At 75.3% G+C, this 24,495-nt stretch carries 22 protein-coding genes and 2 pseudogenes; 17 read left to right on the plus strand and 7 right to left on the minus strand.

Features of this window, described 5'->3' with window-relative positions; genetic code table 11:
- Nucleotides 1–13: 13 nt before the first annotated feature.
- Nucleotides 14–358, minus strand: coding sequence for a DUF485 domain-containing protein (locus ACOQFB_RS01915; protein ID WP_059437107.1), 345 nt, complete (start codon nt 356–358; stop codon nt 14–16).
- Between the two features lie 458 nt (nt 359–816).
- Here ACOQFB_RS01915 and ACOQFB_RS01920 point away from each other — a divergent pair, with 458 nt between their 5' ends.
- The 3 genes and pseudogenes from ACOQFB_RS01920 to ACOQFB_RS01930 all read left to right on the plus strand — a co-directional run bounded on the left by ACOQFB_RS01920 (nt 817) and on the right by ACOQFB_RS01930 (nt 2,970).
- Nucleotides 817–1,563: a metallophosphoesterase family protein gene (locus ACOQFB_RS01920; RefSeq protein WP_059437121.1), complete on the plus strand. Its 747-nt coding sequence runs from the start codon at nt 817–819 to the stop codon at nt 1,561–1,563.
- Between the two features lie 128 nt (nt 1,564–1,691).
- Nucleotides 1,692–2,294 (plus strand): annotated as a pseudogene (locus tag ACOQFB_RS01925) (serine/threonine-protein kinase); the annotation flags it as partial.
- 154 nt (nt 2,295–2,448) lie between these two features.
- Nucleotides 2,449–2,970, plus strand: coding sequence for a universal stress protein (locus tag ACOQFB_RS01930; RefSeq protein ID WP_494492431.1), 522 nt, complete (start codon nt 2,449–2,451; stop codon nt 2,968–2,970).
- A gap of 85 nt (nt 2,971–3,055) precedes the next feature.
- Here ACOQFB_RS01930 and ACOQFB_RS01935 read toward each other — a convergent pair whose 3' ends face one another.
- Nucleotides 3,056–3,241 carry a hypothetical protein gene (locus ACOQFB_RS01935; RefSeq protein WP_059437105.1) on the minus strand — a complete coding sequence of 62 codons (186 nt, stop codon included), beginning with the start codon at nt 3,239–3,241 and terminating at the stop codon, nt 3,056–3,058.
- Nucleotides 3,242–3,255: 14 nt separating this feature from the next.
- Nucleotides 3,256–4,869 (minus strand): MFS transporter, encoded by a 1,614-nt coding sequence (locus ACOQFB_RS01940; protein WP_304511061.1) that lies wholly within the window; start codon nt 4,867–4,869, stop codon nt 3,256–3,258.
- Between the two features lie 427 nt (nt 4,870–5,296).
- Here ACOQFB_RS01940 and ACOQFB_RS01945 point away from each other — a divergent pair, with 427 nt between their 5' ends.
- The 4 genes and pseudogenes from ACOQFB_RS01945 to ACOQFB_RS01960 all read left to right on the plus strand — a co-directional run bounded on the left by ACOQFB_RS01945 (nt 5,297) and on the right by ACOQFB_RS01960 (nt 9,854).
- Nucleotides 5,297–5,554, plus strand: coding sequence for a DUF4212 domain-containing protein (locus tag ACOQFB_RS01945; RefSeq protein WP_059437103.1), 258 nt, complete (start codon nt 5,297–5,299; stop codon nt 5,552–5,554).
- Between the two features lie 3 nt (nt 5,555–5,557).
- Complete coding sequence (locus ACOQFB_RS01950) at nt 5,558–7,306, plus strand: sodium:solute symporter family protein (RefSeq protein WP_059437102.1); 1,749 nt, start codon at nt 5,558–5,560, stop codon at nt 7,304–7,306.
- A 52-nt stretch (nt 7,307–7,358) separates the two neighbouring features.
- Nucleotides 7,359–9,162: pseudogene (locus ACOQFB_RS01955) on the plus strand (DUF294 nucleotidyltransferase-like domain-containing protein).
- A gap of 89 nt (nt 9,163–9,251) precedes the next feature.
- A complete protein-coding gene (locus ACOQFB_RS01960) occupies nt 9,252–9,854 on the plus strand; it encodes a 3'-5' exonuclease (RefSeq protein WP_059437100.1) in 603 nt (200 codons plus the stop codon).
- Nucleotides 9,855–9,862: 8 nt separating this feature from the next.
- Here the strand turns inward: ACOQFB_RS01960 and ACOQFB_RS01965 are convergent, their stop codons facing one another.
- Nucleotides 9,863–11,056, minus strand: a complete 1,194-nt coding sequence (locus ACOQFB_RS01965; protein WP_059437099.1) for an MFS transporter — start codon at nt 11,054–11,056, stop codon at nt 9,863–9,865.
- A 20-nt stretch (nt 11,057–11,076) separates the two neighbouring features.
- Here ACOQFB_RS01965 and ACOQFB_RS01970 point away from each other — a divergent pair, with 20 nt between their 5' ends.
- Nucleotides 11,077–12,123, plus strand: a complete 1,047-nt coding sequence (locus ACOQFB_RS01970) for a nucleotidyltransferase family protein (protein WP_421610732.1) — start codon at nt 11,077–11,079, stop codon at nt 12,121–12,123.
- 34 nt (nt 12,124–12,157) lie between these two features.
- On the opposite strand, the gene ACOQFB_RS01975 is transcribed toward ACOQFB_RS01970, so the two are convergent.
- Nucleotides 12,158–12,928, minus strand: a complete 771-nt coding sequence (locus tag ACOQFB_RS01975) for a Stp1/IreP family PP2C-type Ser/Thr phosphatase (RefSeq protein ID WP_011422739.1) — start codon at nt 12,926–12,928, stop codon at nt 12,158–12,160.
- Between the two features lie 66 nt (nt 12,929–12,994).
- Complete coding sequence (locus ACOQFB_RS01980) at nt 12,995–13,936, minus strand: diacylglycerol/lipid kinase family protein (RefSeq protein ID WP_421610733.1); 942 nt, start codon at nt 13,934–13,936, stop codon at nt 12,995–12,997.
- 133 nt (nt 13,937–14,069) lie between these two features.
- On the opposite strand from ACOQFB_RS01980, the gene ACOQFB_RS01985 reads away from it, so the two are divergent.
- The 5 genes from ACOQFB_RS01985 to rsmA all read left to right on the plus strand — a co-directional run bounded on the left by ACOQFB_RS01985 (nt 14,070) and on the right by rsmA (nt 20,849).
- Complete coding sequence (locus tag ACOQFB_RS01985; RefSeq protein WP_494492432.1) at nt 14,070–15,812, plus strand: DUF4388 domain-containing protein; 1,743 nt, start codon at nt 14,070–14,072, stop codon at nt 15,810–15,812.
- 122 nt (nt 15,813–15,934) lie between these two features.
- Nucleotides 15,935–18,094: a response regulator gene (locus ACOQFB_RS01990; RefSeq protein WP_494492433.1), complete on the plus strand. Its 2,160-nt coding sequence runs from the start codon at nt 15,935–15,937 to the stop codon at nt 18,092–18,094.
- A gap of 235 nt (nt 18,095–18,329) precedes the next feature.
- Nucleotides 18,330–19,334, plus strand: coding sequence for a tRNA (adenosine(37)-N6)-threonylcarbamoyltransferase complex transferase subunit TsaD (gene tsaD, locus ACOQFB_RS01995; RefSeq protein WP_059438325.1), 1,005 nt, complete (start codon nt 18,330–18,332; stop codon nt 19,332–19,334).
- 282 nt (nt 19,335–19,616) lie between these two features.
- Nucleotides 19,617–19,943: an SPW repeat domain-containing protein gene (locus tag ACOQFB_RS02000; protein ID WP_059438326.1), complete on the plus strand. Its 327-nt coding sequence runs from the start codon at nt 19,617–19,619 to the stop codon at nt 19,941–19,943.
- Nucleotides 19,944–19,994: 51 nt separating this feature from the next.
- Nucleotides 19,995–20,849 (plus strand): 16S rRNA (adenine(1518)-N(6)/adenine(1519)-N(6))-dimethyltransferase RsmA, encoded by an 855-nt coding sequence (gene rsmA, locus ACOQFB_RS02005; RefSeq protein ID WP_059438327.1) that lies wholly within the window; start codon nt 19,995–19,997, stop codon nt 20,847–20,849.
- A gap of 96 nt (nt 20,850–20,945) precedes the next feature.
- Here rsmA and ACOQFB_RS02010 read toward each other — a convergent pair whose 3' ends face one another.
- Nucleotides 20,946–21,212: a hypothetical protein gene (locus tag ACOQFB_RS02010; RefSeq protein ID WP_059438328.1), complete on the minus strand. Its 267-nt coding sequence runs from the start codon at nt 21,210–21,212 to the stop codon at nt 20,946–20,948.
- 224 nt (nt 21,213–21,436) lie between these two features.
- Here ACOQFB_RS02010 and ACOQFB_RS02015 point away from each other — a divergent pair, with 224 nt between their 5' ends.
- The 4 genes from ACOQFB_RS02015 to smpB all read left to right on the plus strand — a co-directional run bounded on the left by ACOQFB_RS02015 (nt 21,437) and on the right by smpB (nt 24,451).
- Nucleotides 21,437–22,084 carry a deoxynucleoside kinase gene (locus ACOQFB_RS02015; protein WP_059438329.1) on the plus strand — a complete coding sequence of 216 codons (648 nt, stop codon included), beginning with the start codon at nt 21,437–21,439 and terminating at the stop codon, nt 22,082–22,084.
- A gap of 67 nt (nt 22,085–22,151) precedes the next feature.
- The gene (gene panB / locus ACOQFB_RS02020) at nt 22,152–23,072 is read left to right on the plus strand and encodes a 3-methyl-2-oxobutanoate hydroxymethyltransferase (RefSeq protein ID WP_059438330.1); all 921 of its coding nucleotides are present in this window, start codon (nt 22,152–22,154) and stop codon (nt 23,070–23,072) included.
- A 24-nt stretch (nt 23,073–23,096) separates the two neighbouring features.
- Nucleotides 23,097–23,966, plus strand: a complete 870-nt coding sequence (panC, locus tag ACOQFB_RS02025) for a pantoate--beta-alanine ligase (protein ID WP_059438331.1) — start codon at nt 23,097–23,099, stop codon at nt 23,964–23,966.
- Nucleotides 23,963–24,451 (plus strand): SsrA-binding protein SmpB, encoded by a 489-nt coding sequence (gene smpB / locus ACOQFB_RS02030; protein WP_059438332.1) that lies wholly within the window; start codon nt 23,963–23,965, stop codon nt 24,449–24,451. Before panC ends, smpB begins: the two co-directional genes overlap by 4 nt.
- The last annotated feature ends 44 nt before the right edge of the window (nt 24,452–24,495 follow it).

The following is a 24,495-nucleotide window of genomic DNA, read 5'->3' on the forward strand; positions in this document are numbered from 1 at the left end:
GGTGCGATCCGGGTCAGCGCTTCAGCTGCGACTTCAGCCGCTCGACCTCGGGGTCGTACGACTTGTTGGCCCAGCCCACGTAGTAGGCGGTGAGCAGCCAGGCGAAGATGATCACCGCGACGCCGAGCGGGATCGCGAGCGTGGTGACCTCGCCGACCTTGGTCGTGACGAGCGCCTTGTTCGTCGCGAGCAGCAGGATGAAGCCGTAGTAGCCGACGAAGAGCAGGGCGAGCAGCACCATGCTGACGCTCCACCGCTTCTTCACGAGGGCCTTGAAGTCGGGGGAATCGAGGACCTGGAGCGCGCTCTTGTGGCCCTTTGGTTCCGTGCTGGGACCGCTCCGTGCCGGTTCTGCCATTTGACTCTCCTTGGATGCCTGCGCGAACGCGCCGGGCGTCTCTCGAAAGTGCAGTGCGACAAGTCAGCCGGGCTTCTCCCCGAGGACCTCGATTGCGTGGGGAGCTCGCACATCGTGGGTTCGGGTGTTTCGAGCGGCAAGCCTACAGCACGAAATGCGCGAACGATAGAGGCGCCCGCGCACAAAATTGCGCGAATTGCTGACCTCGGTCAATCGACGTCGCCGGTTCGGGTCGATGATTCGCGCGCGACGCACCGCTTGCGCGAACGCTTTGCGTTTCCCCCGGGTCAATACGCACGGAGCGTGAGATTGCGGCGGCGGATCGGGGGAGGCAGGCGGCCGCACGCCCGGTCGCTGGCGCAACGCTGGCGCCGCGCGGCCGCACGGCCTGCGCTTGCTATGCTGGCCCGCGGGGCCGGACCGGCGGTCCGCCGCGGCCACGCGGCTCGGGGGTGGGCATGAGGCTGGCGCTGTTCGCCGACGTGCACGCGAACCTGGAGGCGCTCACCGCCTGCCTCGCGCACGCGGAGGCGGCGGGCGTGGACGGCCACGCGTTCCTCGGCGACCTGGTGGGCTACGGCGCGGATCCGGTGGCGGTGCTCGAGCTGGTGCAGGCGCACGCGGAGCGCGGCGCGCTGGTGGTGCTCGGCAACCACGACGCCGCGGTGCTCGAGGCGCGCGAGGCGGCCACCATGAACCCCACCGCCGAGGAGGCGGTGCGGTGGACCCGCGAGCGGCTCGGGCCGGCCGCGCGCGCGTTCCTGGCCGGCCTGCCGCTGGTGATCCGGCGCGATCCGCTGGTGCTGGTGCACGCCAGCGCCGACGCGCCGGGGGAGTGGGCCTACGTGACCGACCCGCTGCACGCGCAGCGGAGCCTGGCCGCGGCGGGCGCGCCCTACGTGTTCTGCGGGCACGTCCACGAGCCGGTGCTCTACTACACCGGCGCCGCCGACCGGCCGGTGGCGTTCCGGCCCGTCCCCGGGGTGGCCATCCCGGCCCCGCCCCGCCGCCGCTGGCTCGCGGTGGTGGGCTCGGCGGGCCAGCCCCGCGACGGGAACACCGCGGCGTGCTACGCCATCGTGGACGTGGCGCGCGCGTCCATCACCTTCCACCGCGTCCCCTACGACTGGCCGGCCGCCGCCGCCAAGGTGCGCGCGGCCGGGCTGCCCGAGCGGCTCGCGCAGCGCCTCGCGCACGGGGAGTGAGCCCAGTGAGCGACCTGCCCGGGCCCGGCGACGTGGTGGACGGCTTCCGCATCGGCGAGCGCTTCCACGCGGGCGGCATGGGCGTCATCTACCGGGTCACCGGCCCCGACCCCGGCTTCCCCATGATCATGAAGATCCCCCGGCTCGGCCCGGGGGAGCCGGCCAGCAGCGTGATCTCCTTCGAGGTGGAGCAGACGGTGCTCGCCGCGCTGAAGGGGCCGCACGTGCCGCGCTTCGTGGCCGCCGGCGACCTGGAGCGGCAGCCGTACCTGGTGATGGAGGAGGTCCGCGGCCGCTCGCTCAAGGAGTGGGTCGCCGACGGGCCGGTCCCGCTCGACGAGGTGGTGCGCATCGGGATCGCGCTCGCCACCGCGCTCCACGACCTGCACCAGCAGGAGGCGATCCACCTCGACCTGAAGCCGGCGAACGTGGTGTTCCGGCCCACCGGCGAGGCGGTGCTGGTGGACTTCGGGCTCGCGCACCACGCCCACTACCCGGACCTGCTCGCCGAGGAGTTCCGGCGCCCCATCGGCTCGGCGCCGTACATCGCGCCGGAGCAGGTGGTCGGCGCGCGCAGCGACCCGCGCAGCGACCTGTTCGCGCTCGGGGCGGTGCTGTACGAGCTCGCCACCGGGCGGCTGCCGTTCGGCGCGCCCACCACGCCGGGCGGCCTGCGCCGGCGGCTGTACCGCGACCCGACCCCGCCGCGGGCCCTGGTGCCGGCGCTGCCGGAGTGGTTCCAGGAGCTCGTGCTGCGGTGCCTCGAGCCGGACGCGAGCCGCCGCCACGCCTCGGCGGCGCAGGTCGCGTTCGACCTGGCGCACCCGGACCAGGTGGCGATCACCGAGCGCGGGCGGCGCCGCGCGCGCCGCCGGGCCGCTCACGGTGCTGCGGCGCTGGATCAAGGCCGCCGGCTACGAGCCGGCGCCGCTGGCGCTCCCGTCCACCGAGCTGTCCGGGGCGGCCATCGTGCTGGCCTGCATCGCCACGCAGCACACCAACGAGGCGCAGTTCGAGGCCATCCGCCAGACGGTGCGGCGGCTCCTGTCGCTGCAGGACGCGCGGCGGCTGGCGGTGGCCACGGTGATCCGGCCCACCCCGGAGCTGGGCGGCTCGAGCGCCCACGAGACCGCCGCGCACCAGCGCATCAAGCACCTGGCGCTGCTGCGCCACTGGGCCGAGCCGCTGGCCCTCGAGGCCGGGCAGGTCTCGCTCCACGTGATCGAGTCCGGCGATCCGGCGCAGGCGCTGGTGGACTACGCGCGCGCCAACGGGGTCGAGCACCTCGTCATCGGCGCGCCTCCGCCCGACGTGCCGCTGCGCGGGATCCTCGGCACCGTCGCGACCAAGGTCGCGCTCGAGGCGCCCTGCACCGTGACGCTGGTGCGCCCGCCGGGCCGCCGCTGAGCGCGGGCCGCGCAGCGGCGCCTCCGGAAAGGGAAAGGGCCGGACGCGCGGGATGGCACGTCCGGCCCCGGCACATGTGCGGCGACTACCTGCTGGTGACCTTCGCCACTCCCCAGATGACGAGGCCCAGCACGGCCAGGCCACCGGCCATCATCCCGAACTGCGCGCCGCTCATGTGCATCTCGCCCATGGACGCGGTGCCGGAGTCGCCGCTGGCGCGGGCTGCGCTGGCGGCCGGGGCGGCCGCCAGCGCGACGAGGCTACGGGTCACGGTCCGCGCCGGCGCTACGAGTCGTGGTGGATGTCGCGATCCTTGGTCTCGGGCATGAAGAGGGTGCCGAGGACCGCGGTGATGAGCGCGATGACGATGGGGTACCAGAGGCCGTAGTAGATGTCGCCGCTGGCGGCGACCATCGCGAACGAGATGGTCGGCAGGAAGCCGCCGAACCAGCCGTTGCCGATGTGGTACGGCAGCGACATCGAGGTGTAGCGGATGCGAGCCGGGAAGAGCTCGACCAGCCACGCCGCGATCGGCGCGTACACCATGGTCACGTAGATGACCAGGATCGTCAGGAGCAGCACGACCATCGGGTAGTTCACCCGGCTCATGTCGGCCTTGGCGGGGTACCCGGCCGTCGTGATGGCGCCGCCGAGCGCCTTCTCGAACGCGGCGTTCTGCGTCTTGAAGTCGGCCGGCGAGAGCGTGTTGCCGGCGAAGCTCGCGACGGTCACCTCGCCGATCTTGACGGTGGCGACGGTGCCCGCGGGCGCCTCCTCGTTGCGGTACGGCACGCCCTTCTTCGCGAGCGACGCCTTGGCGACGTCACAGGACTTCGTGAACTTCGCCTTGCCGATCGGGTCGAACTGGAAGCTGCAGTCCTTGGGATCGGCGACCACCGTGACCGGGTTCGACTCCTGCGCGTGCTCCAGCGCCGGGTTGGCGTACTTGGTGATGCCCTTGAAGATCGGGAAGTAGGTCAGCGCGGCGAGCACGCAGCCCGCCATGATGATCCGCTTGCGGCCGATCTTGTCGGAGAGCGTGCCGAACACGATGAAGAACGGCGTGCCGATGAGCAGCGAGGCCGCGATCATGTAGTTCGACGCGGTCGGGTCCACCTTCAGCGTCTGCTGGAGGAAGAACAGCGCGTAGAACTGGCCCGTGTACCAGACCACCGCCTGGCCGGCGACGCCGCCGAACAGCACCATCAGCACGATCTTCAGGTTGTTCCAGCGGAGGAAGGACTCGGTGAGCGGCGCCTTGGAGGACTTGCCCTCCTCCTTCATCCGCTTGAACACCGGGGACTCGTTCAGCTGGAGGCGGATGTAGACGGAGATGCCGAGCAGGATGATCGAGAGGAGGAACGGGACGCGCCAGCCCCACTTCTCGAACGCCTCGTTCCCCAGGCCGATGCGGGTGCCGAGGATGATGAGGAGCGAGAGGAACAGGCCGAGGGTGGCGGTGGTCTGGATCCAGCTCGTGAAGTTGCCGCGGCGGCCCGGGGGCGCGTGCTCGGCCACGTAGGTGGCCGCGCCGCCGTACTCACCGCCGAGCGCGAGGCCCTGCAGCATGCGCATCGAGATGAGGATGATGGGCGCCAGCACGCCGATCGTGGCGTAGCTGGGGAGCATGCCGACGATGGCCGTCGAGCCGCCCATGATGAGGATGGTGAGGAGGAAGGTGTGCTTCCGGCCGATCATGTCGCCGAGCCGGCCGAACACCACCGCGCCGAACGGCCGCACGGCGAAGCCGGCGGCGAAGGCGAGGAGCGCGAAGATGAAGCCGGTGCGCTCGTCCACGCCTGCGAAGAACTGCTTGCTGATGATCGCCGCGAGCGAGCCGTACAGGTAGAAGTCGTACCACTCGAAGACGGTGCCGAGGGACGACGCGAAGATGACCATCTTCTCTTCGCGGGTGATGCCGGCGCGTGCGCCGGAATCGGGGGGGACGGGTCGGACAGGGGATGCCGACGACACGGACATTTTCTTCCTCCACGGTGAGGTTGGGACGCCAGCCGCGTGGCCTGAGGTACGAGGTAGCACACCGGATTCGGCGTTTACAACGGCCAACGCGCAAATACCGCGCATGGCGCAGTCCCTGCGCGCACGAACTGCGATGAAACCCCCATGTTGGTTGCGTGAATTATCGCGCAGGTACGCCGAGTTGGGTCGTTGACGCAGCGCGTATGCGCAAGAGGTGCACGGGCCGGACGAATGTTGCGCCCGGCCGGGGCGAGGCGGCCGGATCCGGCGTCCCGGGAGAGGCCAGAACGCCGCAGGCGGGGTAGTCTCGGGCCCGGACGTCCGGACGCCGCGCGGGAGGGCTCGCATGGAACGGGATCGCCGGGACGCGTACTGGAGGGCCAACCTGCGCACCGTCGCCGCGATCCTGGCGATCTGGTTCGCGGTGTCGTGCGGCGCCGCCATCCTGTTCGCCGACGCGCTCGACGCGTTCCACCTCGGCGGCTTCCCGCTCGGCTTCTGGTTCGGGCAGCAGGGCGCGGAGCTCGTGTTCGTGCTGCTGGTGGCGGCCTACGTCGCGATCGCGAACCGGCTCGACCGCGCCCACGGCGTGTTCGAGGACTGAGGCGTGGGCCCCGTCGCCTGGACCTGGGTGCTGGTCGCCGCGTCCTTCGCGCTCTACGCGCTCGCCGGCCTGTGGGGCCGCGCGCGGACCACCAGCGCGTACTACGTCGCGGAGAAGCAGGTCAGCCCGCTGCTGAACGGGATGGCCACCGGCGCGGACTGGATGTCCGCGGCGTCGTTCATCTCGATGGCCGGCGTGGTGGCGCTGCTCGGGCGCGACGGCTCGATCTTCCTGATGGGCTGGACCGGCGGCTACGTGCTGCTGGCGGTGCTGCTCGCCCCGTACCTGCGCAAGTACGGCAAGTACACGGTCCCGCAGTTCGTGGGCGAGCGCTACTACTCGCGCTCGGCGCGCGGCGTGGCCGTGGTGTGCGCGGTGTTCGTCTCGTTCACCTACGTGGCCGGGCAGATGCGCGGGGTGGGGGTGGTGTTCGCGCGCTTCCTGGACGTGCCGGTGGAGCGCGGCGTGCTGCTCGGCATGGCCATCGTGCTGTTCTACGCGGTGATGGGCGGGATGAAGGGCGTCACCTACGCGCAGGTGGCCCAGTACGTCGTCCTCATCGCCGCGTACCTGGTGCCGGCCATCTACGTGTCGATCATGCTCACCGGGAACCCGGTGCCGCAGCTCGGCCTCGGCGGGCGGGTCAGCGCGGAGGGCGCCCGGGTGCTCGGGGTCGAGCCGGGGGTGCACCTGCTCCAGGCGCTCGACCGGATCGGCGCGGACCTCGGCTTCGGCCGCTACACCGCCGGCACGCGGCCCCGCATCGACGTGCTGTTCAGCACGCTGGCGCTCATGATCGGCACGGCCGGCCTGCCGCACATCATCATCCGGTTCTTCACCGTGCCGAAGGTGCGCGACGCGCGCGCCTCCGCCGCCTGGGCGCTCCTGTTCATCGCGCTGCTCTACACCACCGCGCCCGCGGTGGCCGCCTTCGCCCGGGCCGGGGTGGTCCAGTCGCTGAACGGGAAGCGCCACGCCGACGCGCCGGCCTGGCTGGCGGACTGGGAGCGCACCGGCCTGGTGCGGTTCACCGACCGCGACGGCGACGGGGTGATGCGCGTCTCCGGCGACCCCGCCCGCAACGAGGTGCGGATCGACCCCGACGTGCTGGTGCTGGCGAACCCGGAGATCGCCGGGCTGCCGCCCTGGGTGGTGGGGCTGGTGGCGGCGGGCGCGCTGGCGGCGGCGCTCTCCACCGCGGCGGGGCTGCTCCTCGTCATCTCGGCGGCGGTGGCGCACGACCTCGTGAAGGGCATGTGGATCCCGCGCGTCTCGGAGCGCGGCGAGCTGGCCTGGGCGCGCGGCGCGGCCACCGTGGCGGTGCTGGTGGCGGGCTGGCTGGGCGTCCACCCGCCCGGCTTCGTGTCCGAGGTGGTGGCGCTCGCGTTCGGGCTGGCCGCCTCGTCGTTCTTCCCGGTGCTGGTGGCCGGCATCTTCTGGCGGCGCGCCACGCGCGAGGGCGCCATCGCCGGGATGCTGAGCGGGCTCGCGGTGACCACCGCGTACGTCCACTGGTTCAAGTTCTGGCACCCGGAGCTGGACGGCCCGGCGCACTGGTGGCTGGGGATCTCGCCGCAGGGGTTCGGGACGGTGGGGATGCTGGTGAACCTGGCGGTCCTGGTGGCCGTCTCCCTGCGCACGCCGGCCCCGCCGCAGGCGGTGCAGGACATGGTCACGAACCTCCGCTACCCGCGGGAGCCGGTGCGCCCGGCGCCGGCGCCCACCGCGCTCCGCGTGGGCGACCGCCGCTGACGGCCGCGGGCGGCGCCGTGACGCGGCCCGCGCGCCCCGCTATCCTCGCCGCATGGCCGCGCTCGACCCGGTCTCGTACCTGCGGGCGACGCCCCCGTTCCACGCGCTGCCGCAGCCGCTGTTCGACGCGGCGGCCGCGTCGCTGGAGGTGGGCTACTACCCGGCCGGCTCGCGGCTGGCGCGGGTGGGCGGCGAGCCGCTCGCGTACCTGTACGTCATCCGCAAGGGCGCGGTGCGGCTCGAGCGCGACGGCCAGCTCCTGCAGGTGCTCGAGGAGGGCGAGACCTTCGGCTACACCTCGCTCATCACGCGCAAGGCCACCATCGACGTGGTGGTCGAGGACGACCTGCTCGCGTACCGCCTGCCCGACGCCGAGTTCCAGCGCCTGCTCGGCGACGCGCAGTTCGCCTCGCACTTCGCGGTGGGCCTGGCCGAGCGGCTCAAGTCGAGCCTCGAGCACTCCGCCATCACCACCTTCCAGGCCGATCTCTCGCGCCAGGTGGGCGACCTGGTGCGCCGCGCGCCGGTCTGGATCGCGGCGGACGCCACCGTGGGCGACGCGGCGCGGCTGATGCGCGCGGAGGGCGTCTCCTCGGTGCTGCTCCGCGCCGACCCGCCCGCCATCGCCACCGACCACGACTTCCGCAACCGCGTGCTCGCCGAGGGGCTCGGGCCGGACACCCCGCTCGCGCGCATCGCCACCTCGCCGCTCCGGACCACCCCGGCCACCGCGCCCATCCACGAGGCCTGGGGCCTCGCGCTGGACGCCCGGGTGCACCACCTGCCGGTCACCCGCGGCGGCGACATCGTGGGCGTGCTCACCTCGGGCGAGCTGCTCCGCGCCTCGGCGCAGGGCCCCATGGCCGTGCTGCGCGGCGTGGAGCGCGTCTCGACGCGCGAGAGCCTGGCCGGCTACGGGCGGCGGGTGGCGGAGATGGCCGGGGCGCTGCTCGCCGGCGGGCTCGACGCCGCCGCGATCGCCGGGTTCGTGGCGCGCCTGAACGACGCGCTGGTGCACCGGATCCTGCGCTTCGCCGAGGCCGACCTGGGCGAGCCGCCCGCGCCCTACGCCTGGCTCGCGCTCGGCTCCGAGGGGCGCCGCGAGCAGACGCTGCTCACCGACGGACAACGCGCTCGTGTACGCGGACGAGGGCGAGGCGCGGCGCGCCTGGTACGAGGTGCTGGCCGAGCGCGTCAACGCGGACCTCGAGCTGGCCGGGTTCCCCGCCTGCCCCGGCGGCTACATGGCCCGCCGCTGGGTGGGGCCGGTGGCCGAGTGGCGCGGCCGGTTCGAGGCGTGGCTCGACGCGCCGGGGCCGCAGGCGCTGCTCGAGGCGGCCATCTTCTTCGACTACCGCCGGGTGGCCGGCCGGCTCGACCTCGCGCCGCTCGACGCGGTGCTGGCGACCGCGGTGGACCGCCCGGTGTTCCTGCGCTTCCTGGCCCGCGCCGCGCTCGGCTTCCGCCCGCCCGCGTCGCTGCTGCTGCGCCTGCGGGGCGGCTCCACCACCGTGGACCTGAAGCTGCAGGGCATCGCGGCGGTGGTGGCGGTGGCGCGCTGCTACGGCCTGGAGCTGCGGACCGAGGCGCGCGGGACGCTGGAGCGGCTGGAGGCCGCCCGCGACGCCGGCATCCTGGACGGCGACGCGGTCGCGGCGGCGGCGGAGGGGTTCCGGTTCCTGAACGGCCTGCGCCTGCGCCTCCAGCTCCGGGCCGTGGCCGAGGGCCGCCCGCCGTCCAACGAGGCGGCGCTGGCGGCGCTGAGCGCCATGGAGCGCTCGCGGCTCAAGGACGCGCTCCGGGCGGTGAAGACGCTCCAGGACCGCGCGGCCTTCCACTTCAAGACGGATTTCTGATCCGGCGGGGACTGCGTCCCCGCCCCGCCGCCCTGAGCCTGCCGAAGGGCGTCGGGGCCCCACCCGCGGCGGGCTGCTACCATCGCGCCGTGCTCTTCTCCTCGCCGCCCTGGGAGTCCGCCGTCTACTGGTCGCTCGACCTCGAGACCGGCGGCCTCGACGCGCGGCGCGACGCCATCCTCGCGGTCGGGATGCTCCCGGTGCGCGACGGGCACCTGCGGCTCGGCGAGGCGTACCGCACCCTGGTCCGCCCGGAGCAGGGGAAGGCGGTGAGCCCGCGGTCGGTGCAGGCGCACCAGCTCGTGGCCGGCGACACGCGCGGCGCGCCGGCGCTCGGCGAGGTCCTGCCGGAGCTCGAGCGCCGCCTCCGCGGCGCGGTGCTGCTCGTCCACCACGCGCCCATCGAGCTCGGCTTCCTGAAGCGCGCGTTCCGCGCGGCCGGGCTGCGCTGGCCGGGGCCGCCGGTGGTGGACACGGTGAAGCTGCTGCTCCGCCTCGACCAGCGCGAGCGGCGGCGCTTCCCGGAGCTGCCCGCAGACCCGCCGGTGCTGAACCTCTCGGCGGCGCGGCGCCGGCTCGGGCTCCCCGACTACCAGGCGCACGACGCGCTCACCGACGCGGTGGCCACCGCCGAGCTGTTCCTGGTGCTGCGCGAGGCGCTCGGCGCCCGGAGGCTGCGCGAGCTCACCTGACCGCCCGGTCACGGCGCCGCCGGGCCCGCCCCGCGGGCGCGCGCCGCCGCCAGCGCGCCGGCCGCGGCGAGGCCCACGCCCACCAGCGCCAGCTCCAGCAGCGCCGCCCCGGCGAACAGGGGGGCCACCGAGCCGAGCCGGTCGTAGGCGGCGCCGGAGAGCGCGAACCCGAGCCCGTTGCCGGCCCCGAACACCACCGCGCTGAACAGCGCCTGGCCGGTGGCGCGCAGCCTCGCCGGCACCACCTCCGCCATGCCCTTCATGGCCGCCGCCCAGAACAGCCCGAAGGTGAGGCCGTGCAGGAGCTGGAGGAGCACGATCGCGGCGGCGCCCTCGGCGCGCCAGAGCAGGGCCCAGCGCACGGCCGAGCCCAGGAACGAGGCCGCGAGCAGCCCGCGCAGCGAGAGGCGCCGCTCGAGCCGCGGGAACAGGAGGAGCACCCCGATCTCGGCGGCCACGCCCGCGGCGGTGCCGAGCCCGGTCACGTCGGCGGGCAGGCCGCGGTCGCGCACGTAGACGCCGAACAGCAGGTGGTAGGGCGCGCAGGCGGCCCAGTGCACCGCGCACGCGCCGAGCAGGAGCGGCAGCGCCGGCCGGCGGAGCAGGGCGAGCATGTCGCGCGGCCCCGGGCGATCGGCCTGCGGCGGCCCGGCGTGCGCGGGCAGGCGCCGCGCCGCCAGCGCGTAGCCCGCCACCAGCGCGGTCATGAGCGAGGGGACGAGCAGGTCGGCGGGGCGGTTGCCGCGCAGCGTGAGCGCGCGGCCGGCGGCGAGCGCCAGCACCACGAAGCCGATCGACCCGAACAGCCGCACCGACGCGTAGGACCGCTCCGGCCGCGCGCGGGTGTGCTCCAGGGTCACCGAGTCGAGCAGCGGCACGTAGGCGCGGTCCCCGAGCGCCGCGGCGAGCAGCACCGCGCCCACCGCCGCCGGCGTGCGCGCGAACGGCAGCGCCAGGACGCAGAGCGCGCTCCAGGCGGTGGCGAGGCGCAGCCCGCGCGCCGGGGTGGCGTGGCGGTCGGCGAACGTGGCCCAGGACATGGCCACCACCGGCGCGAGCAGCGACGGGATCATCTGCACCGCGCCGATCTGCTCGCCGCTGAACCCCAGGCCGCGCAGGTACGCGGCCAGGTACGGCTGCGCCACCCCCACGTTCCCGTAGTACAGGAAGTACATGAGCCGGAGTCGCGCCGCGGAGGCCATCGGTTAGACTCGCGTCTACCATGGGCGACCTCGCCGGGATGGTCCTCTGTGCCGGGCTCGGGACGCGGCTCCGGCCGCTCACCGCGCGCGTGCCGAAGCCGGCGGTGCCGGTGTGCGGGGTGCCGCTCGTCCGCTACGCGCTGGCGCTGCTGGCCGGGGCCGGCGTGCGCCGCGCGGTGGTGAACGTGCACCACCTGCCCGACGTCATGGCCGCGGAGGCCGAGGCGGCCGCGCGCGCGCTGGGGCTCTCGCTCACCGTGTCGCGCGAGCCGGTCATCGCCGGGACCGGCGGCGCGCTCCGCGAGGCGCGGGCGGCGCTCCGGGGCGCGGACGAGCTCCTGCTCGTGAACGGGGACGTGCTGTTCGACGTGGACCTCGGCGCCGCGCTGGCCGCGCACCGCGGCTCCGGTGCGCTCGCCACCATGGTGCTGCTCCCCATGCCCGCCGGCGCGCGCTACGCGGCGGTGGAGGTGGACGCGGGCGGCGCGGTGCGGCGCATCGCCGGGCGGTTCGGGCCGGGCGGGGAGGGGCTCGTGCCCTGGCACTTCTCCGGCGTGCACGTGCTCTCGGCGGCGCTGCTCGACGCGGTGCCGGCCGAGCCGTTCGAGGCGGACGTGAACCGCCACGTGTACCCGCCGCTCATGGCCTCCGGCGCCATCCGCGGCCACGTCGCCGCCGGCTACTGGAACGACCTCGGCACGCCGGAGCGCTACCTCGAGGCGAACCGCGACCTGCTCGCCGGCCGGGTGCCGCTGGCGCGCTTCCCGGGGGCGGAGCCGTTCGCCGGCGCCTCCGAGCGCCTGCCGGGGATCCGCATCGCGACCGGCGCGCGGGTGGACCCGGGCGCCCGGCTCGCGGGGCCGGCGCTGGTGTGCGCCGGCGCGGAGGTGGCGGCCGGCGCCGAGGTCGGGCCCGGCGCGGTGGTGGGCCCGGGCTGCCGCGTCCCCGCGGGCGCGGCGGTGCGCCGGGCGGTGCTGTGGGAGGGGACCGCGCTCGCGCCCGGCGAGGTCGTCGAGGACGCGGTGGCCGCGGGCGACGACCGGGTGCGCGACGGCGGGGCCGGCTGAGGCAGGGGCGAGGGCGCAGCCCTCGCTGGAGCAGCTACCCCTGGGCCTGCACCAGGACGCACGTCACGTTGTCGGCGCCGCCGGCGGAGTTCGCCGCGTCCACCAGCGCCTGCGCGGCGCGGCGGAGGTCGCCCGGCACCGCGCGCAGCACCTCGGCGATGCGCGCGTCCGGCACCATGCCGGAGAGGCCGTCGGAGCAGAGCAGCACCACGTCCCCGTCCTCGAGCGGCTCGCGGAGCAGGTCCACCTCGACCGACTCCTTCATGCCGAGCGCGCGGACGATCACGTTCTTGTGCGGGAACGCCTCGATCTCGGCCGGCGTGAGCTGGCGCGTGCGCCGGAAGTCGTTGAGCAGCGAGTGGTCCTCGGTGAGCTGCCGCAGCGCGCCGCGGCGGAACAGGTACGCCCGGCTGTCGCCCACGTGCCCGACCAGCACCTCGCGCCCGTCGCGGGGGAACTGCGCCGCCACCAGCGTGGTGCCCATGCCGTGGAGCCGCTCGTCGGCCCGGGCCCGCTCGTGGATGCGCAGGTTCGCGAGCTTCACGCCGGTGAGGAGCCGGTTCTCGTCGGCGTCCCGGGCCGGGTCCGGCCGGAAGGGCCAGGTGGCCTCGTCGTCCCGGCCGGTGATCCGGAAGAACTCGGCCATCTCCTCGACCGCGATGCGCGCCGCCACCTCGCCGGAGGCGTGGCCGCCCATCCCGTCCGCGACGCAGTAGAGCTGCTCCTCCGGGAGGAGCAGGAACGCATCCTCGTTGTGGGCGCGCTTCCGCCCGACGTCGCTCGCTCCCGCGTGGCTCAGGCGCATGGTGGGACCGGGAAGGTTAGTCGCGACCCCCTCACCGGTCAAAAGGATCTGCCCGGGAAAACGCGGTCAGGGCACCACCAGCTCGACGCCCGGACCGGTCGAGATCCGGACCGCCCGCACCGGGCCGTACAGGTCGCCGTCCACCGTGTACCGCAGGCCGTCGCCCTCCACCCTGAGCTCGCGGGCCACCTCGTCCTGGGCGTGCCGCCGCTTCCACGGGCGCCCCGCGCGGATCCGGGGCAGCGCGAGCGCGATCTGCAGCGGGCTGGCCGTGACCCCGACCGCGTGGAACGAGCCGGGCTGCTCGCCGCACCGGTGGAACGCCCGGAAGCCGAAGCCGATGTCCGGCGTGGAGCCGGCCACGAGCGCGAGGTAGCGCGCGTCGGTCCACTCCTCCCCGTCGCTCCACACCCGCAGCGGGTCGCGGCGGGTGAGCGAGGCGGCGAAGGGCCCGCGCACCAGCGCCGAGCCGACCGCGCGCGCGAGCAGGAGCCCCGCGGTGAGCGGCGAGGGCCGGCCGGTCGCGTAGTAGGCCTCGAGGAACGCCACCACCGCGCCGGTGCCGAAGATGAACCCGTGGCGGGTGGGGACGCCCTCGGCCTCGACGCGGAGCAGGTCGCGCTCGACGGTGGCGAGGGGAATCCCCTGCTGCCTCCGCGCGAGCACCGCCCGCAGGATGGCCTCGGGGCCGCCGCGGACCCCGTTGCCGTGCGCCACCGTGTTCATGGCCCCGGCGCGCAGGAGCAGGACCTGCGGCAGCGGCGCGTCGCCGTACGCGTCGGCAAAGGCGGAGAGCACCACGTGCGCGGTGCCGTCGCCGCCGCCGATCCCGAGCACGTCCACGCCGCGCGCCCGGAACCGCTCCACCGCGCGGGCCAGCTCGTCGGGCGTGGCGGCGTCCACCACCTCGCCCGCGTCGCCCAGCCGCGCCCGCAGCCGGTCGCCCAGGCGCGGCTCGCGCCGGTTCCGCCGCGAGCGCGGGTTGTTCACGATGCCGATGCCGCCCATGCCGACCCGTCCCCGGTCCCCGGTGCCGCCCCGGTCGCCGACTCTGCGGCGGGTGCGCGGCCGGGTCAAACCGAAAACGCCCGCGCGGCCGCAGCGGGAGCGTACGGCGCCGACCCGCGGTAAGATGTCGCGAATGAGCGTCCTCGAGGCCCCGGGCGACCTGGCCCGCACGCCGCTCGCGGCGATCCTGCTCGAGGCGCTGAACGTGCGCGCCACCGGCCTGCTCGAGGTGTCGCACGACGGCGGCACCTCGCGGCTGTGGCTGCGCGACGGGCGGCCGGTCGGGGCGCAGGTGGTGACCGGGTTCCGGCCGCTCGGGCTGCTGCTGCTGCAGGCGGGGCTCATCGACATCGACGCGCTCTCGCGCAGCCTGGGCCTGATGGCGTCCACCCGCCGCCCGCAGGGCGAGCTCCTGGTGGAGATGGGCGCGGTCTCGCGCGCCGACGTGGACCGGATGCTGGCCGAGCAGCAGGCCGGCTACTTCGCGGTGATCGCCGCGCTGGACGCGGGCGCCTTCCGCTTCGACGCCGCCGCGCCGGTCCCGGAGTGGACGCGCGGCAGCCGGCTGTCCCCGCTGCGCACCATCGTGGACGCGCTGGAGCGGCCGCAGGCGGGCGCGCTGGTCGTGTCGGCGCTGCAGCCCCTCGCGCACCAGGCGGTGCGGCTCGCGTCCGGGTACGCCGAGGTGGCCGGCGCCTTCCGCTGGACCGCGGCGGAGCAGGCGCTGCTGCGCCGGCTCTCGCCGTCCGCCACGCTGGAGGCGTTCTTCGGCGGCACCGAGGTGGAGCCGGAGCGCGCGCGTGCCGTGCTCGCCGCGCTGCTGCTGCTCGGGCTGGCGGTGCCGGCCACCGGGCGGCAGCCGAGCGGCGAGACCGCGGCGGGCCTGGTGCTCGAGCTCGAGTCGGAGCCCGAGGCGACCGCGCCGCCGCCCCCCGAGGCGCCCGCGCGCGCCGCCCCCGCCGCGCCGCCCCCGCCCGCCGCCCCGGCGCGCCGCAGCGATCCGGCCGAGGCGCGGGAGCGGCGCCAGCGCCTGCTGCAGCAGGCGATGCGCAACATGGGCATCGGCCCGTTCGCCGGCCGGCCTCCCGCCGCGGCGCCGCGGCCCGCCGCGCCCGCGATCGCCCCGGGCCCGGCCGCGCCCGCCGCCGCCCCGCACGCCCCGGCGCCCGCCGAGCCGCCCGGCTCGCCCGAGGCCGCGCTCCGGGCCGCGCTGCTCGCCGCCGCGCCGCGGGCGCGCGAGCGCGACCTGTTCGCCCGCCTCGGCCTCCAGCCGACCGCCGGCCGCGAGGAGGTGAAGCGCGCGTTCCTCCAGCTCGCGCGCCAGTTCCACCCCGACCGCTTCGCCGCGCCGGCCCTCGCCGATCTCGCCGACGCGGTGCGCGACTTCTTCACCGCGGTGAACGAGGCGTACGAGACGCTCTCCGACGACCGCAAGCGGGCCGAGTACCTCGCGGTGCGCGGCGCGCACGGCGTCACGCCGGCGCAGGCCGAGTCGGCGCGGGTGGACTTCCAGAAGGGCGAGGCCTGCCTGCGCACGCGCGACCTGGCGCGGGCGCGCGGCTTCTACGAGTCGGCGGTGCGCGCAGACCCGCGCCCGGAGTACCTGGCCGCCCTCGCGCACACCTTCCTGGCCGACCCGCAGCACCGCGACCTCGACCGGGCCCGCGGGCTGGTCGAGCAGGCGCTGCGCGAGCCCGGGGGCGCGGCGAGCGACCGCGTGTGCCAGGTGGCGGGCCTGCTGGCGCGCGACGAGGGCGACGTGGGCCAGGCCGAGCGCATGTTCCGCGCGGCGGTCGCGGCGAACCCGCGCAACGCCGACGCGGTGCGCGAGCTGCGCAACCTGGAGGCGCGGCGCGCCGAGCGGCGCGGGCGCTGATCGCGCTCCGGAGGCGCGCTGTCCCGGAGATCGGCGCCTTGACTCCGCCGGGCCGTTGCTGCGAGATCCGGGCGTCATCGCGGCGCGTGTAGACGTACGGAAACGTACGGAAAGGCGGCAGCTTGGCGAAGCAGCACCTGCTCCTCGTCGACGGCGACCCCAAGTCGCTGCGGGTGATGGAGGTCTCGCTCAAGAAGGCGGGCTTCACCGTCACGACCGCGGTGAACGGGCGCGACGCGCTGGAGCGGTGCGCGGTCTCGCCGCCCGACCTGATCCTCTCCGACACCAAGATGCCGGAGATGGACGGCTTCGAGCTGTGCCGGCGGCTGAAGGAGGACGAGCGCCACCGCGGGACGCCGTTCATCTTCCTGACCGGCCAGAAGTCGGTCGAGTACAAGGTGAAGGGCCTCGAACTGGGCGTCGAGGACTACCTGACGAAGCCCATCTACATCAAGGAGATCGTCACCCGCGTGAAGATCCTCCTCCAGAAGAAGGAGAAGGAGCGGCTCGAGAAGAAGGACCTGAAGGCGAGCTTCGCCGGCAACCTCTCCGACATGGGCGTGGTGGACCTCGTCCAGACGCTGGAGATGGGCAAGAAGTCCGGCGCGCTGCACGTGAAGAGCCGCCGGGGGCTCGAGGCCGTCTGCTACTTCAAGGACGGCCGGATCCTCGACTGCGAGCTGGGCGGCAAGGTCGCGGGCGAGAACGCGTTCTACCGGCTGCTGAACTGGCAGGAGGGCGAGTTCGCCATCGAGTTCAAGCCCATCGAGCGCGAGGAGCGGATCCCGGTCTCGACGCAGGGGCTGCTCATGGAGGGCATGCGCCGCATCGACGAGTGGGGGCGCATCGTCGAGCAGCTGCCCTCGCTGGACCGCGTGTTCGAGATCGACCCCGCCGCGCTGGCCGAGCGGCTGGCGGAGATCCCCGACGACGTGAACGCGCTCCTGCGCCTGTTCGACGGGCGGCGCCCGCTCGAGCAGGTGATCGAGGAGGCGGACTACGACGACCTGGCCGCCGCCGGGGTGATCTCGAAGCTCTTCTTCGAGGGGATCGTGAAGGAGGTGGCGGTCCCGCCCGCGCCCGAGCCGGCCCCCGCGCCGCCGCCGCCCGCGGTCGAGGCCGCGCCGGAGCCGGTCGAGCAGGCGCCGCGCCTGGGCCGCCCCGCGCGCGCCGCGCCGGCGGAGGCCACGCCGGAGCCGCAGGGCGTGGACTGGTTCGCCGGGCCGGTCGGGCGCGCCGCCCCGGAGGTGGCCGCGCCGGACGTGCCGGCCCCCGCCGCCCCCGAGCGCAGCGCCGAGCCGGCACGCCCCGCGCCCGCGCGCCACGAGCCCGCCGCGGCGGCGCCGCCGCCGTTCGTCCCTCAGGGCGGCTTCTCGATGCCGCTCCCGCCGCCCGGGTCGCTGCCCCCGCCGCCCTCGCTCGCGGCGCCCGCCCGCCGGCCAGCGCCCGCGTCGCCGGCGCCGGCCGCTCCGACCGCCGCGCCCGCGCCGGACGTCGCGCCGCGCGCCCGGCCCGAGCCCAGGCTCGACGCGCCCGTCCTTCCCATCCCGCCCCCGGCGTCCGCGGCGCCGTCGCGCCGGCCGCCGCGCTCGCGCGCGCCGCTCGCCATCGGCCTCGGCGTGCTCGTCGTCGCCGCCGTCGCCGCCGCCGTCGCGCTGCGCGGGCGGGGAGCGAGCGCCGGCCCGGCGCCCGCCGCCCCGGCCCCCGAGGCCGCCGCGCCGGCCGCCGTCTCGGCCGTGCAGCCGGTCGCGGCCGCCGCGCCGGTCGAGGCGCCCGCGGCCCCGCCCGCCGAGCCCGTCGCCGCCCCGGCGAGCGCCCCCGCGGAGGCGGAGGCGCCCGCGGCGTCGCCTTCGCCCGCACCGCCGCAGGCCGGCGCGCCCGCCGCCGCTGCGCCCGCACCGGCCCCGGCCGCGCGCCCCGATCCCGCGGACGCGCGCCGCCTGCTCACCGCCGCCGCCCGCAAGTACGAGGAGGGCCGGTTCGCCGAGGCCGCCTCCGACTACCGGCGCGCGGTCGCGCTGCGGCCGACCGCGCCCGGCTACGTCGGCCTCGCCCGCGCGCTGCACGACGCGCAGCGCTCCGGCGAGGCGGTCCGCGCGCTCGATCGCGCCATCGAGCTCGATCCCGCCTACGCGCCCGCCTGGCTGCTGCGCGGCGAGATCCACCAGGGCGCGGGGCGCGCGTCCCAGGCCCGCGCCGCGTACGCGCGGTTCCTGGAGCTGTCGCCGACCGGCCCCGAGGCGCGCGCCGTCCGCGACATCCTCGGCCGGCAGCTCCGGTAGTCCCCCGGACGCGCGAGCCCGGCGCCGCGGGTTGCGCTCGCGCGCGGGACCGGACCGCGTTACCTTCCGCCCCCGTCATGCCGACCCGGGTCCTCGCCATCGAGACGTCCTGCGACGAGGTGGTCTGGACCGGGGGGACGCAGACGGCGCGCCCCCCCCGGCCCCCCGCGCGCTCCGGGGCAGGCTCATCCGCCTGCCCCTCCGCGCGCAACGGTCTCGTCGCGATGGGGATCGAATGACCCGAGTGCTCGCCATCGAGACCTCCTGCGACGAGACCGCATGCGCGGTCGTCGAGGACGGCCGGCGCGCGCTCTCCGACGTGGTGTCCACGCAGATCGACATCCACCGGCGCTGGGGCGGCGTCGTGCCCGAGCTGGCGAGCCGCAACCACGTCGTGCAGGTGATGCCGGTGGTGGACGAGGCGCTGGCGCGCTCCGGCGTCGGGCCGGAGGGCCTCGACGCGGTCGCGGTGACGAGCGGGCCGGGGCTGGTGGGCGCGCTGCTGGTGGGCGTGCAGGCCGCCAAGGCGCTGGCGCTCGCCTGGGGCAAGCCGCTGGTCGGCGTGAACCACCTCGAGGGCCACCTGGTGGCGGCGTTCCTGGCCGAAGTCCCGCCCGCGTTCCCGTACCTCGGGCTGGTGGTGTCGGGCGGGCACACCTCGCTCTACGCCGCGCACGGCTTCGGCGACTACCGCCTGCTCGGCCAGACCCGCGACGACGCCGCCGGCGAGGCGTTCGACAAGGGCGCGAAGCTGCTCGGCCTGCCGTACCCGGGCGGCGTCGCCATCGACCGGCTCGCGAAGGAGGGCGACCCGGCCGCGATCCGCTTCCCCAAGGCGATCGTGAAGGGCGCCGACCTCGACTTCAGCTTCTCCGGGCTGAAGACCGCGCTCCTGCACCACGTGAAGAAGCACGGCGTGCCGGAGGGGCCCGCGCTCGCCGACCTGTGCGCGAGCTACCAGGAGGCGATCGTGCGCGCGCTGGTGGAGAAGGCGTTCCGCGCCGCGCGCCGCCTCCAGTTCGACCGGCTGGTGCTCGCGGGCGGCGTGGCGGCGAACAGCCGGCTGCGCGCCGCCGCCGCCGCGCGCGCGGCGGAGTACGAGGGCATGTCCGTGTTCATCCCGCCGGTCAGGCTCTGCACCGACAACGCGGCCATGATCGCCGTCGCCGGGACGCACGCGCTGCTCCGGGGCGAGCGGGCCGGGCCGGACCTGAACGCCGATCCCGCCTGGCGCCTCTGAGAGCGCCGCCCATTCGCGTAGAGCCCTGCTGCGGCGCACGCTGGCTGCCTGCGCCGGGCAGACTCGTCCCTGCGCTGCTCGACGTGCCTACGGGCACGCCTGCGCTGCTCGGTCCTCGTGTGCCCGGCTCGGCGACGCCATCGTGTGCCTCGCGACGGGCCCCACGCGAACGGGAGGCGCTATGATCGCCCGCGCCACCCTGCCGGGCGGACGGGCGCCCGCCCGGTCCCTGCGGCCGCGGCCCGCCGTTCCTATCTGATCGCCGGAGGGATCGGAGCGGCCATGTCCTTGCGGTGGCTCAACGTGCTGTTCGGCGGCTGGATGCTCGCGACCGGCCTGGTCGCGGGCCCGCGCGCGCCGGAGTTCGGCGATCACATCTTCCTCGGCCTCGCCATCTTCCTGGTGGCGTTCCTGGCGATGGCGCTGCCGCGCCTCCAGGCCGTCAACGTCGCCCTGGGCGCCTGGGCCGTGCTGTCGCCCTTCGTGCTCGGCTACCTCGACGCCGGACTGGCGGTGAACGACATCGTGGTCGGGATCCTGGTCTGCTGGGTGGCGCTCACGCCGCCGCGCCCGCACCGGCCGCGCGGACGAGCCGCCCCCGCCGCCTGAGCCACGGCGCGCGGGACGGCGCGGCCGCGCCGGGGCATACTGCGCCCCGCGATGACCGACCGCTATCCGAGCCCGCGCGCGCTGCTCGACAAGTACGACCTCCGCGCGAAGAAGAGCTGGGGCCAGAACTTCCTCGGCGACGAGGCCGTCCTCGACGACATCGCGGGGCTCGCGGCGCCGCGCGCCGGCGACGCGGTGCTGGAGCTCGGCGCCGGCCTCGGCCACCTCACGGCGCGCCTGCTGGCGCGGGGCGCGCGCGTGGCCGCGGTGGAGCGCGACCGCGACATGGCCCGGGTGCTGCGCGGCGAGCTGGGCGACCGGATCACGCTGCTGGAGGCGGACGCGGCGCGGCTCGACTACGCCGCGCTGGCGGCCCGCTTCGGCGCGCCCCGGGCCGCGGGGGAGGGGGCGCGGCTCGCGGTGGTGGGGAACCTGCCGTACCACCTCACCAGCCCGATCCTGTTCTCGATCCTCGACCAGGTGGCGCACGTGTCGCGCGCGGTGTTCCTGCTGCAGCGCGAGGTGGCCGAGCGGCTCGCCGCCCCGCCCGCCAGCCGGGACTGGGGCGTGCTCTCGGTGCTCCTCCAGCGCGAGGCCGACGTGTCGGTGGAGCGGATCGTGCCGCCCGGCGCGTTCTGGCCGCCGCCGAAGGTGGAGAGCGCGGTGCTCTGCGCGCTGTTCCGGCCGCCCGCGGACGCGGTGGGGGACCCGGCGCGCTTCCGCCGGCTGGTGAAGGCCGGCTTCGGCCTGCGGCGCAAGACGCTGCGCAACGCGCTCGGCTCGGCGAAGCTCGCGGCCCCCGCGCGCCTCGAGGCGGCGTTCGCGGCCGCCGGGGTGGACCCGGGCCGCCGGGGCGAGACGCTCACGCTGGCCGAGTGGGCCGCGCTCGACCGCGCGCTCGACTGAGCCTGGAAGAAGTCACGGGCGCCCGTCCAGAATCTCCCCGCCCGCCCCGACCAACCCCATCCGTCGAACGGGCGCCCGTGAGCCGTCCCCGGTGGCCTAGAGGCCTCCGGTGCGGGCGGTGGCGAGCATCAGGCTCATGTTCCGAGCGCCGTTCTCGCCGAGGTACCGCCGGAACGCGACCGGGTCGAGCTTCATCGACCGGATGGTCGCCGCCACGATGGCGTCGTAGCTGGGGGCGTTCGGCTTCTTGAGCTCGAGCGCGATCTTGAGGATGGCGCGGTGGTAGGCGGGGTCGATCCCGTCCTCCTGCGCCGTCCCCGCCTTCGCCACGGCCTTCTGCCCGACCGCCACCCTGCTCCGCATCTCCGCCTCCGTGCCCCGGCTCCGCCCTGCGAACCAGCATGACGATACGTGGCTGCACATGCGGGGTCAAGGGCAGCCCTGATCTCAGGATCATGGATCCCGCGATCCAGATGTCAGATCGTCGCGGGTGGCCGCGTCCGCCGGCCCGCGGACGGCCCGCCGCGGGCGCGCCTTGCGGGCGACCTCCGCGCGTGGCAATCTCGCGCGTTCCTGCGAGCTTCCGGATGGAACGCCCCCGATACATCGCGGTCGAAGGACCCATCGGCGTCGGCAAGACGACCCTCGCCCAGGTGCTGGCCGAGCGGCTGGGCGCCCGCCTGGTGCTGGAGGAGGCGGAGGCGAACCCGTTCCTCCCGGCGTTCTACGCCGACCGGAAGAAGCACGCCTTCCAGGCGCAGGTGTTCTTCCTGCTCTCGCGCTTCCAGCAGCAGCAGGTGCTGTTCCAGCAGGACCTGTTCTCCAGCTCGACCGTGGCCGACTACCTGTTCGCGAAGGACCGCATCTTCGCGACCTTGACGCTGGAGCCGGCCGAGCTGGCGCTCTACCGCCAGATCCACGAGCTGCTGGGCCCGCGGGTGGTCCGGCCGGACCTGGTCATCTACCTGCAGGCCCGCACCGACGTGCTCCTGTCGCGCATCAAGAAGCGCGGCCGGGACTTCGAGCGGGGCCTCGATCCCGCCTACGTCGAGGCGCTCGCGAAGGCCTACAACGACTTCTTCTTCCACTACGAGGACACGCCGCTGCTGGTGGTCAACACCAGCGACATCGACGTGGAGTCCGAGCCCGAGGACCTCGAGGCGCTGCTCGCCGTGATCCGGAAGCATCGCAAGGGCACGCAGCACTACGTACCGCTGGGCACCAGGACGTATTAGAGTCGTCTCCTCGCCTCACCAATGGGCAGGACCCCGGCCACGGGGCCTACACCGGAGGTCGTCGAAGATGTCGTCCCATCCCCCCGCGCCACGCAAGCACGTCACCATCCACGAGCTGCGCCGGATGAAGGAGTCCGGCGAGCGCATCGCCATGGTCACCGCCTACGACGCGACCGCCGCGCGGCTGGTCGCCGCCGCCGGGGTGGACGCGGTGCTGGTGGGCGACTCGCTGGGCATGGCGGTGCAGGGCCACGAGTCCACGCTGCCGGTCACGCTCGACCAGATGGTCTACCACTCGGCCATGGTGCGGCGCGGGCTGGCCCGCGGCGACGGCCGGGCCCACCTCGTCACCGACATGAGCTTCGGCAGCTACCAGGCCAGCGCCGACGAGGCGGTGAAGGCCGCCATGCGGCTGGTGGCCGAGGGCGGCGCCGAGGGCGTGAAGCTCGAGGGCGGCGCCGAGTTCGGCGAGGTGATCCGCCGGATCGTGCGCGCCGGCGTGCCGGTGATGGGCCACATCGGCCTGACGCCGCAGTCCGTCCACAGGATGGGCGGCTACGTGGTGCAGGGGAAGGACTCGGAGAAGGCGCAGCAGATCCTGCGCGACGCCCGGGCGCTCGAGGCGGCCGGCTGCTACGCGCTGGTGCTGGAGTGCATCCCCTCCGAGCTGGCCCGCATCGTCACCTCGCAGCTGCGCATCCCGACCGTCGGCATCGGCGCGGGCCCGCACTGCGACGGGCAGGTGCTGGTGCTGAACGACCTGCTCGGCCTCGACGCCTCCTTCACGCCCAAGTTCGTGAAGCGCTTCGGCGAGGTCGGCGCCGCCGTGGAGGGCGCGGTGGGCGCGTACGTGGGCGAGGTGAAGGCGCGCGCGTTCCCCGACGACGCGCACAGCTTCCACTCCAGCTCGGTCCGCCTCGTCCCGGTGGAGCGCCACCCCGAGGAGGCGGAGGAAGAGCCGCCGGACGCCATCGGCGCCCCCATCTAGCGCCGGGGATCGAGCACACCCAGAGTGAAGACACCCGAGCTGATCACCGATCCGGCCTCGTGGCAGGCCCGCTGCACCGCCGCGCGCGAGGGCGGCACGCGCATCGCCCTGGTCACGACCATGGGCTACCTGCACGAGGGCCACCTCTCGCTCATGCGGGAGGCGCGGCGCCGCGCCGACGCGGGCGGCCGCCGCGGCCTGGCCGTGGGCACCATCTTCGTGAACCCGACGCAGTTCGGCCCGACCGAGGACCTGGCCCGCTATCCGCGCGACCTGGAGGGCGACCTCGCGAAGTGCGCCGCCGCCGGCCTCGACGCGGTGCTCGCGCCGAGCGACCCGGCCCAGATGTTCGCGCCGGGGCACGAGACCTGGGTGACGGTGGAGCGCGCCTCGCAGGGGCTGGACGGCGCCTCGCGCCCGGGCCACTTCCGCGGCGTGGCCACGGTGGTGGCGAAGCTGTTCAACCTGACCCGCCCGCACGTGGCGCTGTTCGGGGAGAAGGACTGGCAGCAGCTCGCCGTGATCCGCGCCATGGTGCGCGACCTCGCCTTCGGCATCGAGATCGTGGGCATGCCCATCGTGCGCGAGCCGGACGGCCTGGCGCTCTCCTCGCGCAACGCCTACCTCTCGCCGGACGAGCGGCGGCGCGCGCTCGCGCTCTCCGGGGCGCTCGCCGAGGCCCGCGAGGCCGCCGCCCGCGGCGAGCGCGACGCGGCCGCGCTGCGGGCCGGGGCGCGGGCCCGCCTGGAGGCGGCCGGCGGCCGGGTGGACTACGTCGAGCTCGTCCACCCCGAGACGCTCGCGCCGGTGGCGCGCGCCGAGCCCGGCAGCGTGCTGCTGCTCGCCGCGTTCTTCGGCACCACCCGCCTCATCGACAACGGCAGGCTGCCGTGAAGGGCAAGGCCGGCAAGGCGGCGGACGCCGCGGAGAAGGTCGCGGCCTCCAACCGCCGCGCGCGCTTCGACTACGACATCGAGGACACCTGGGAGGCCGGGCTGGTGCTCACCGGCAGCGAGGTGAAGTCGCTGCGCGAGGGGAACGTCAACCTGTCCGACGCGTACGCGATGCCGCGCGGCGAGGAGCTGTGGCTCCTCAACTGCCGCATCGGCGAGTACAAGCAGGCGGCGCACTTCGGCCACGCGCCGCTGCGCGACCGGAAGCTCCTCATGAACCGCGCCGAGATCGACCGCGTCCGCGGCAAGGTCGAGCAGCGCGGGTACACGCTCGTGCCGCTGCGGATCTACTTCAAGCAGGGCTGGGCCAAGGTGGAGCTGGGTCTGGCGCGCGGCCGCTCGCACGAGGACCGGCGCGGGGCCATCGCCGAGCGCGAGTCGAAGCGCGAGATGGACCGGGCGCTCGCCCGGGGCCGGCGCCGCTAGCCACCCCGGCTCCGCTCCTTCCTCGGCGGGCCCCCGATCGCGCG

Origin of the sequence: Anaeromyxobacter sp. Red801 (genome assembly GCF_049201065.2) — a bacterium.
Lineage (GTDB): Bacteria > Myxococcota > Myxococcia > Myxococcales > Anaeromyxobacteraceae > Anaeromyxobacter.

Coding starts and splice junctions, on each gene's coding strand:
- ACOQFB_RS01985 (WP_494492432.1), top strand. CDS start 14,070: ATGAGCGTCCTCGAGGCCCCGGGCGACCTGGCCCGCACGCCGCTCGCG.
- ACOQFB_RS01965 (WP_059437099.1), bottom strand. CDS start 11,056: ATGGCCTCCGCGGCGCGACTCCGGCTCATGTACTTCCTGTACTACGGG.
- ACOQFB_RS01940 (WP_304511061.1), bottom strand. CDS start 4,869: ATGGTCATCTTCGCGTCGTCCCTCGGCACCGTCTTCGAGTGGTACGAC.
- ACOQFB_RS01980 (WP_421610733.1), bottom strand. CDS start 13,936: ATGGGCGGCATCGGCATCGTGAACAACCCGCGCTCGCGGCGGAACCGG.
- ACOQFB_RS01915 (WP_059437107.1), bottom strand. CDS start 358: ATGGCAGAACCGGCACGGAGCGGTCCCAGCACGGAACCAAAGGGCCAC.
- ACOQFB_RS02000 (WP_059438326.1), top strand. CDS start 19,617: ATGTCCTTGCGGTGGCTCAACGTGCTGTTCGGCGGCTGGATGCTCGCG.
- ACOQFB_RS02010 (WP_059438328.1), bottom strand. CDS start 21,212: ATGCGGAGCAGGGTGGCGGTCGGGCAGAAGGCCGTGGCGAAGGCGGGG.
- ACOQFB_RS01920 (WP_059437121.1), top strand. CDS start 817: ATGAGGCTGGCGCTGTTCGCCGACGTGCACGCGAACCTGGAGGCGCTC.
- ACOQFB_RS02015 (WP_059438329.1), top strand. CDS start 21,437: ATGGAACGCCCCCGATACATCGCGGTCGAAGGACCCATCGGCGTCGGC.
- panB (WP_059438330.1), top strand. CDS start 22,152: ATGTCGTCCCATCCCCCCGCGCCACGCAAGCACGTCACCATCCACGAG.
- rsmA (WP_059438327.1), top strand. CDS start 19,995: ATGACCGACCGCTATCCGAGCCCGCGCGCGCTGCTCGACAAGTACGAC.
- tsaD (WP_059438325.1), top strand. CDS start 18,330: ATGACCCGAGTGCTCGCCATCGAGACCTCCTGCGACGAGACCGCATGC.
- ACOQFB_RS01945 (WP_059437103.1), top strand. CDS start 5,297: ATGGAACGGGATCGCCGGGACGCGTACTGGAGGGCCAACCTGCGCACC.
- ACOQFB_RS01975 (WP_011422739.1), bottom strand. CDS start 12,928: ATGCGCCTGAGCCACGCGGGAGCGAGCGACGTCGGGCGGAAGCGCGCC.
- ACOQFB_RS01970 (WP_421610732.1), top strand. CDS start 11,077: ATGGGCGACCTCGCCGGGATGGTCCTCTGTGCCGGGCTCGGGACGCGG.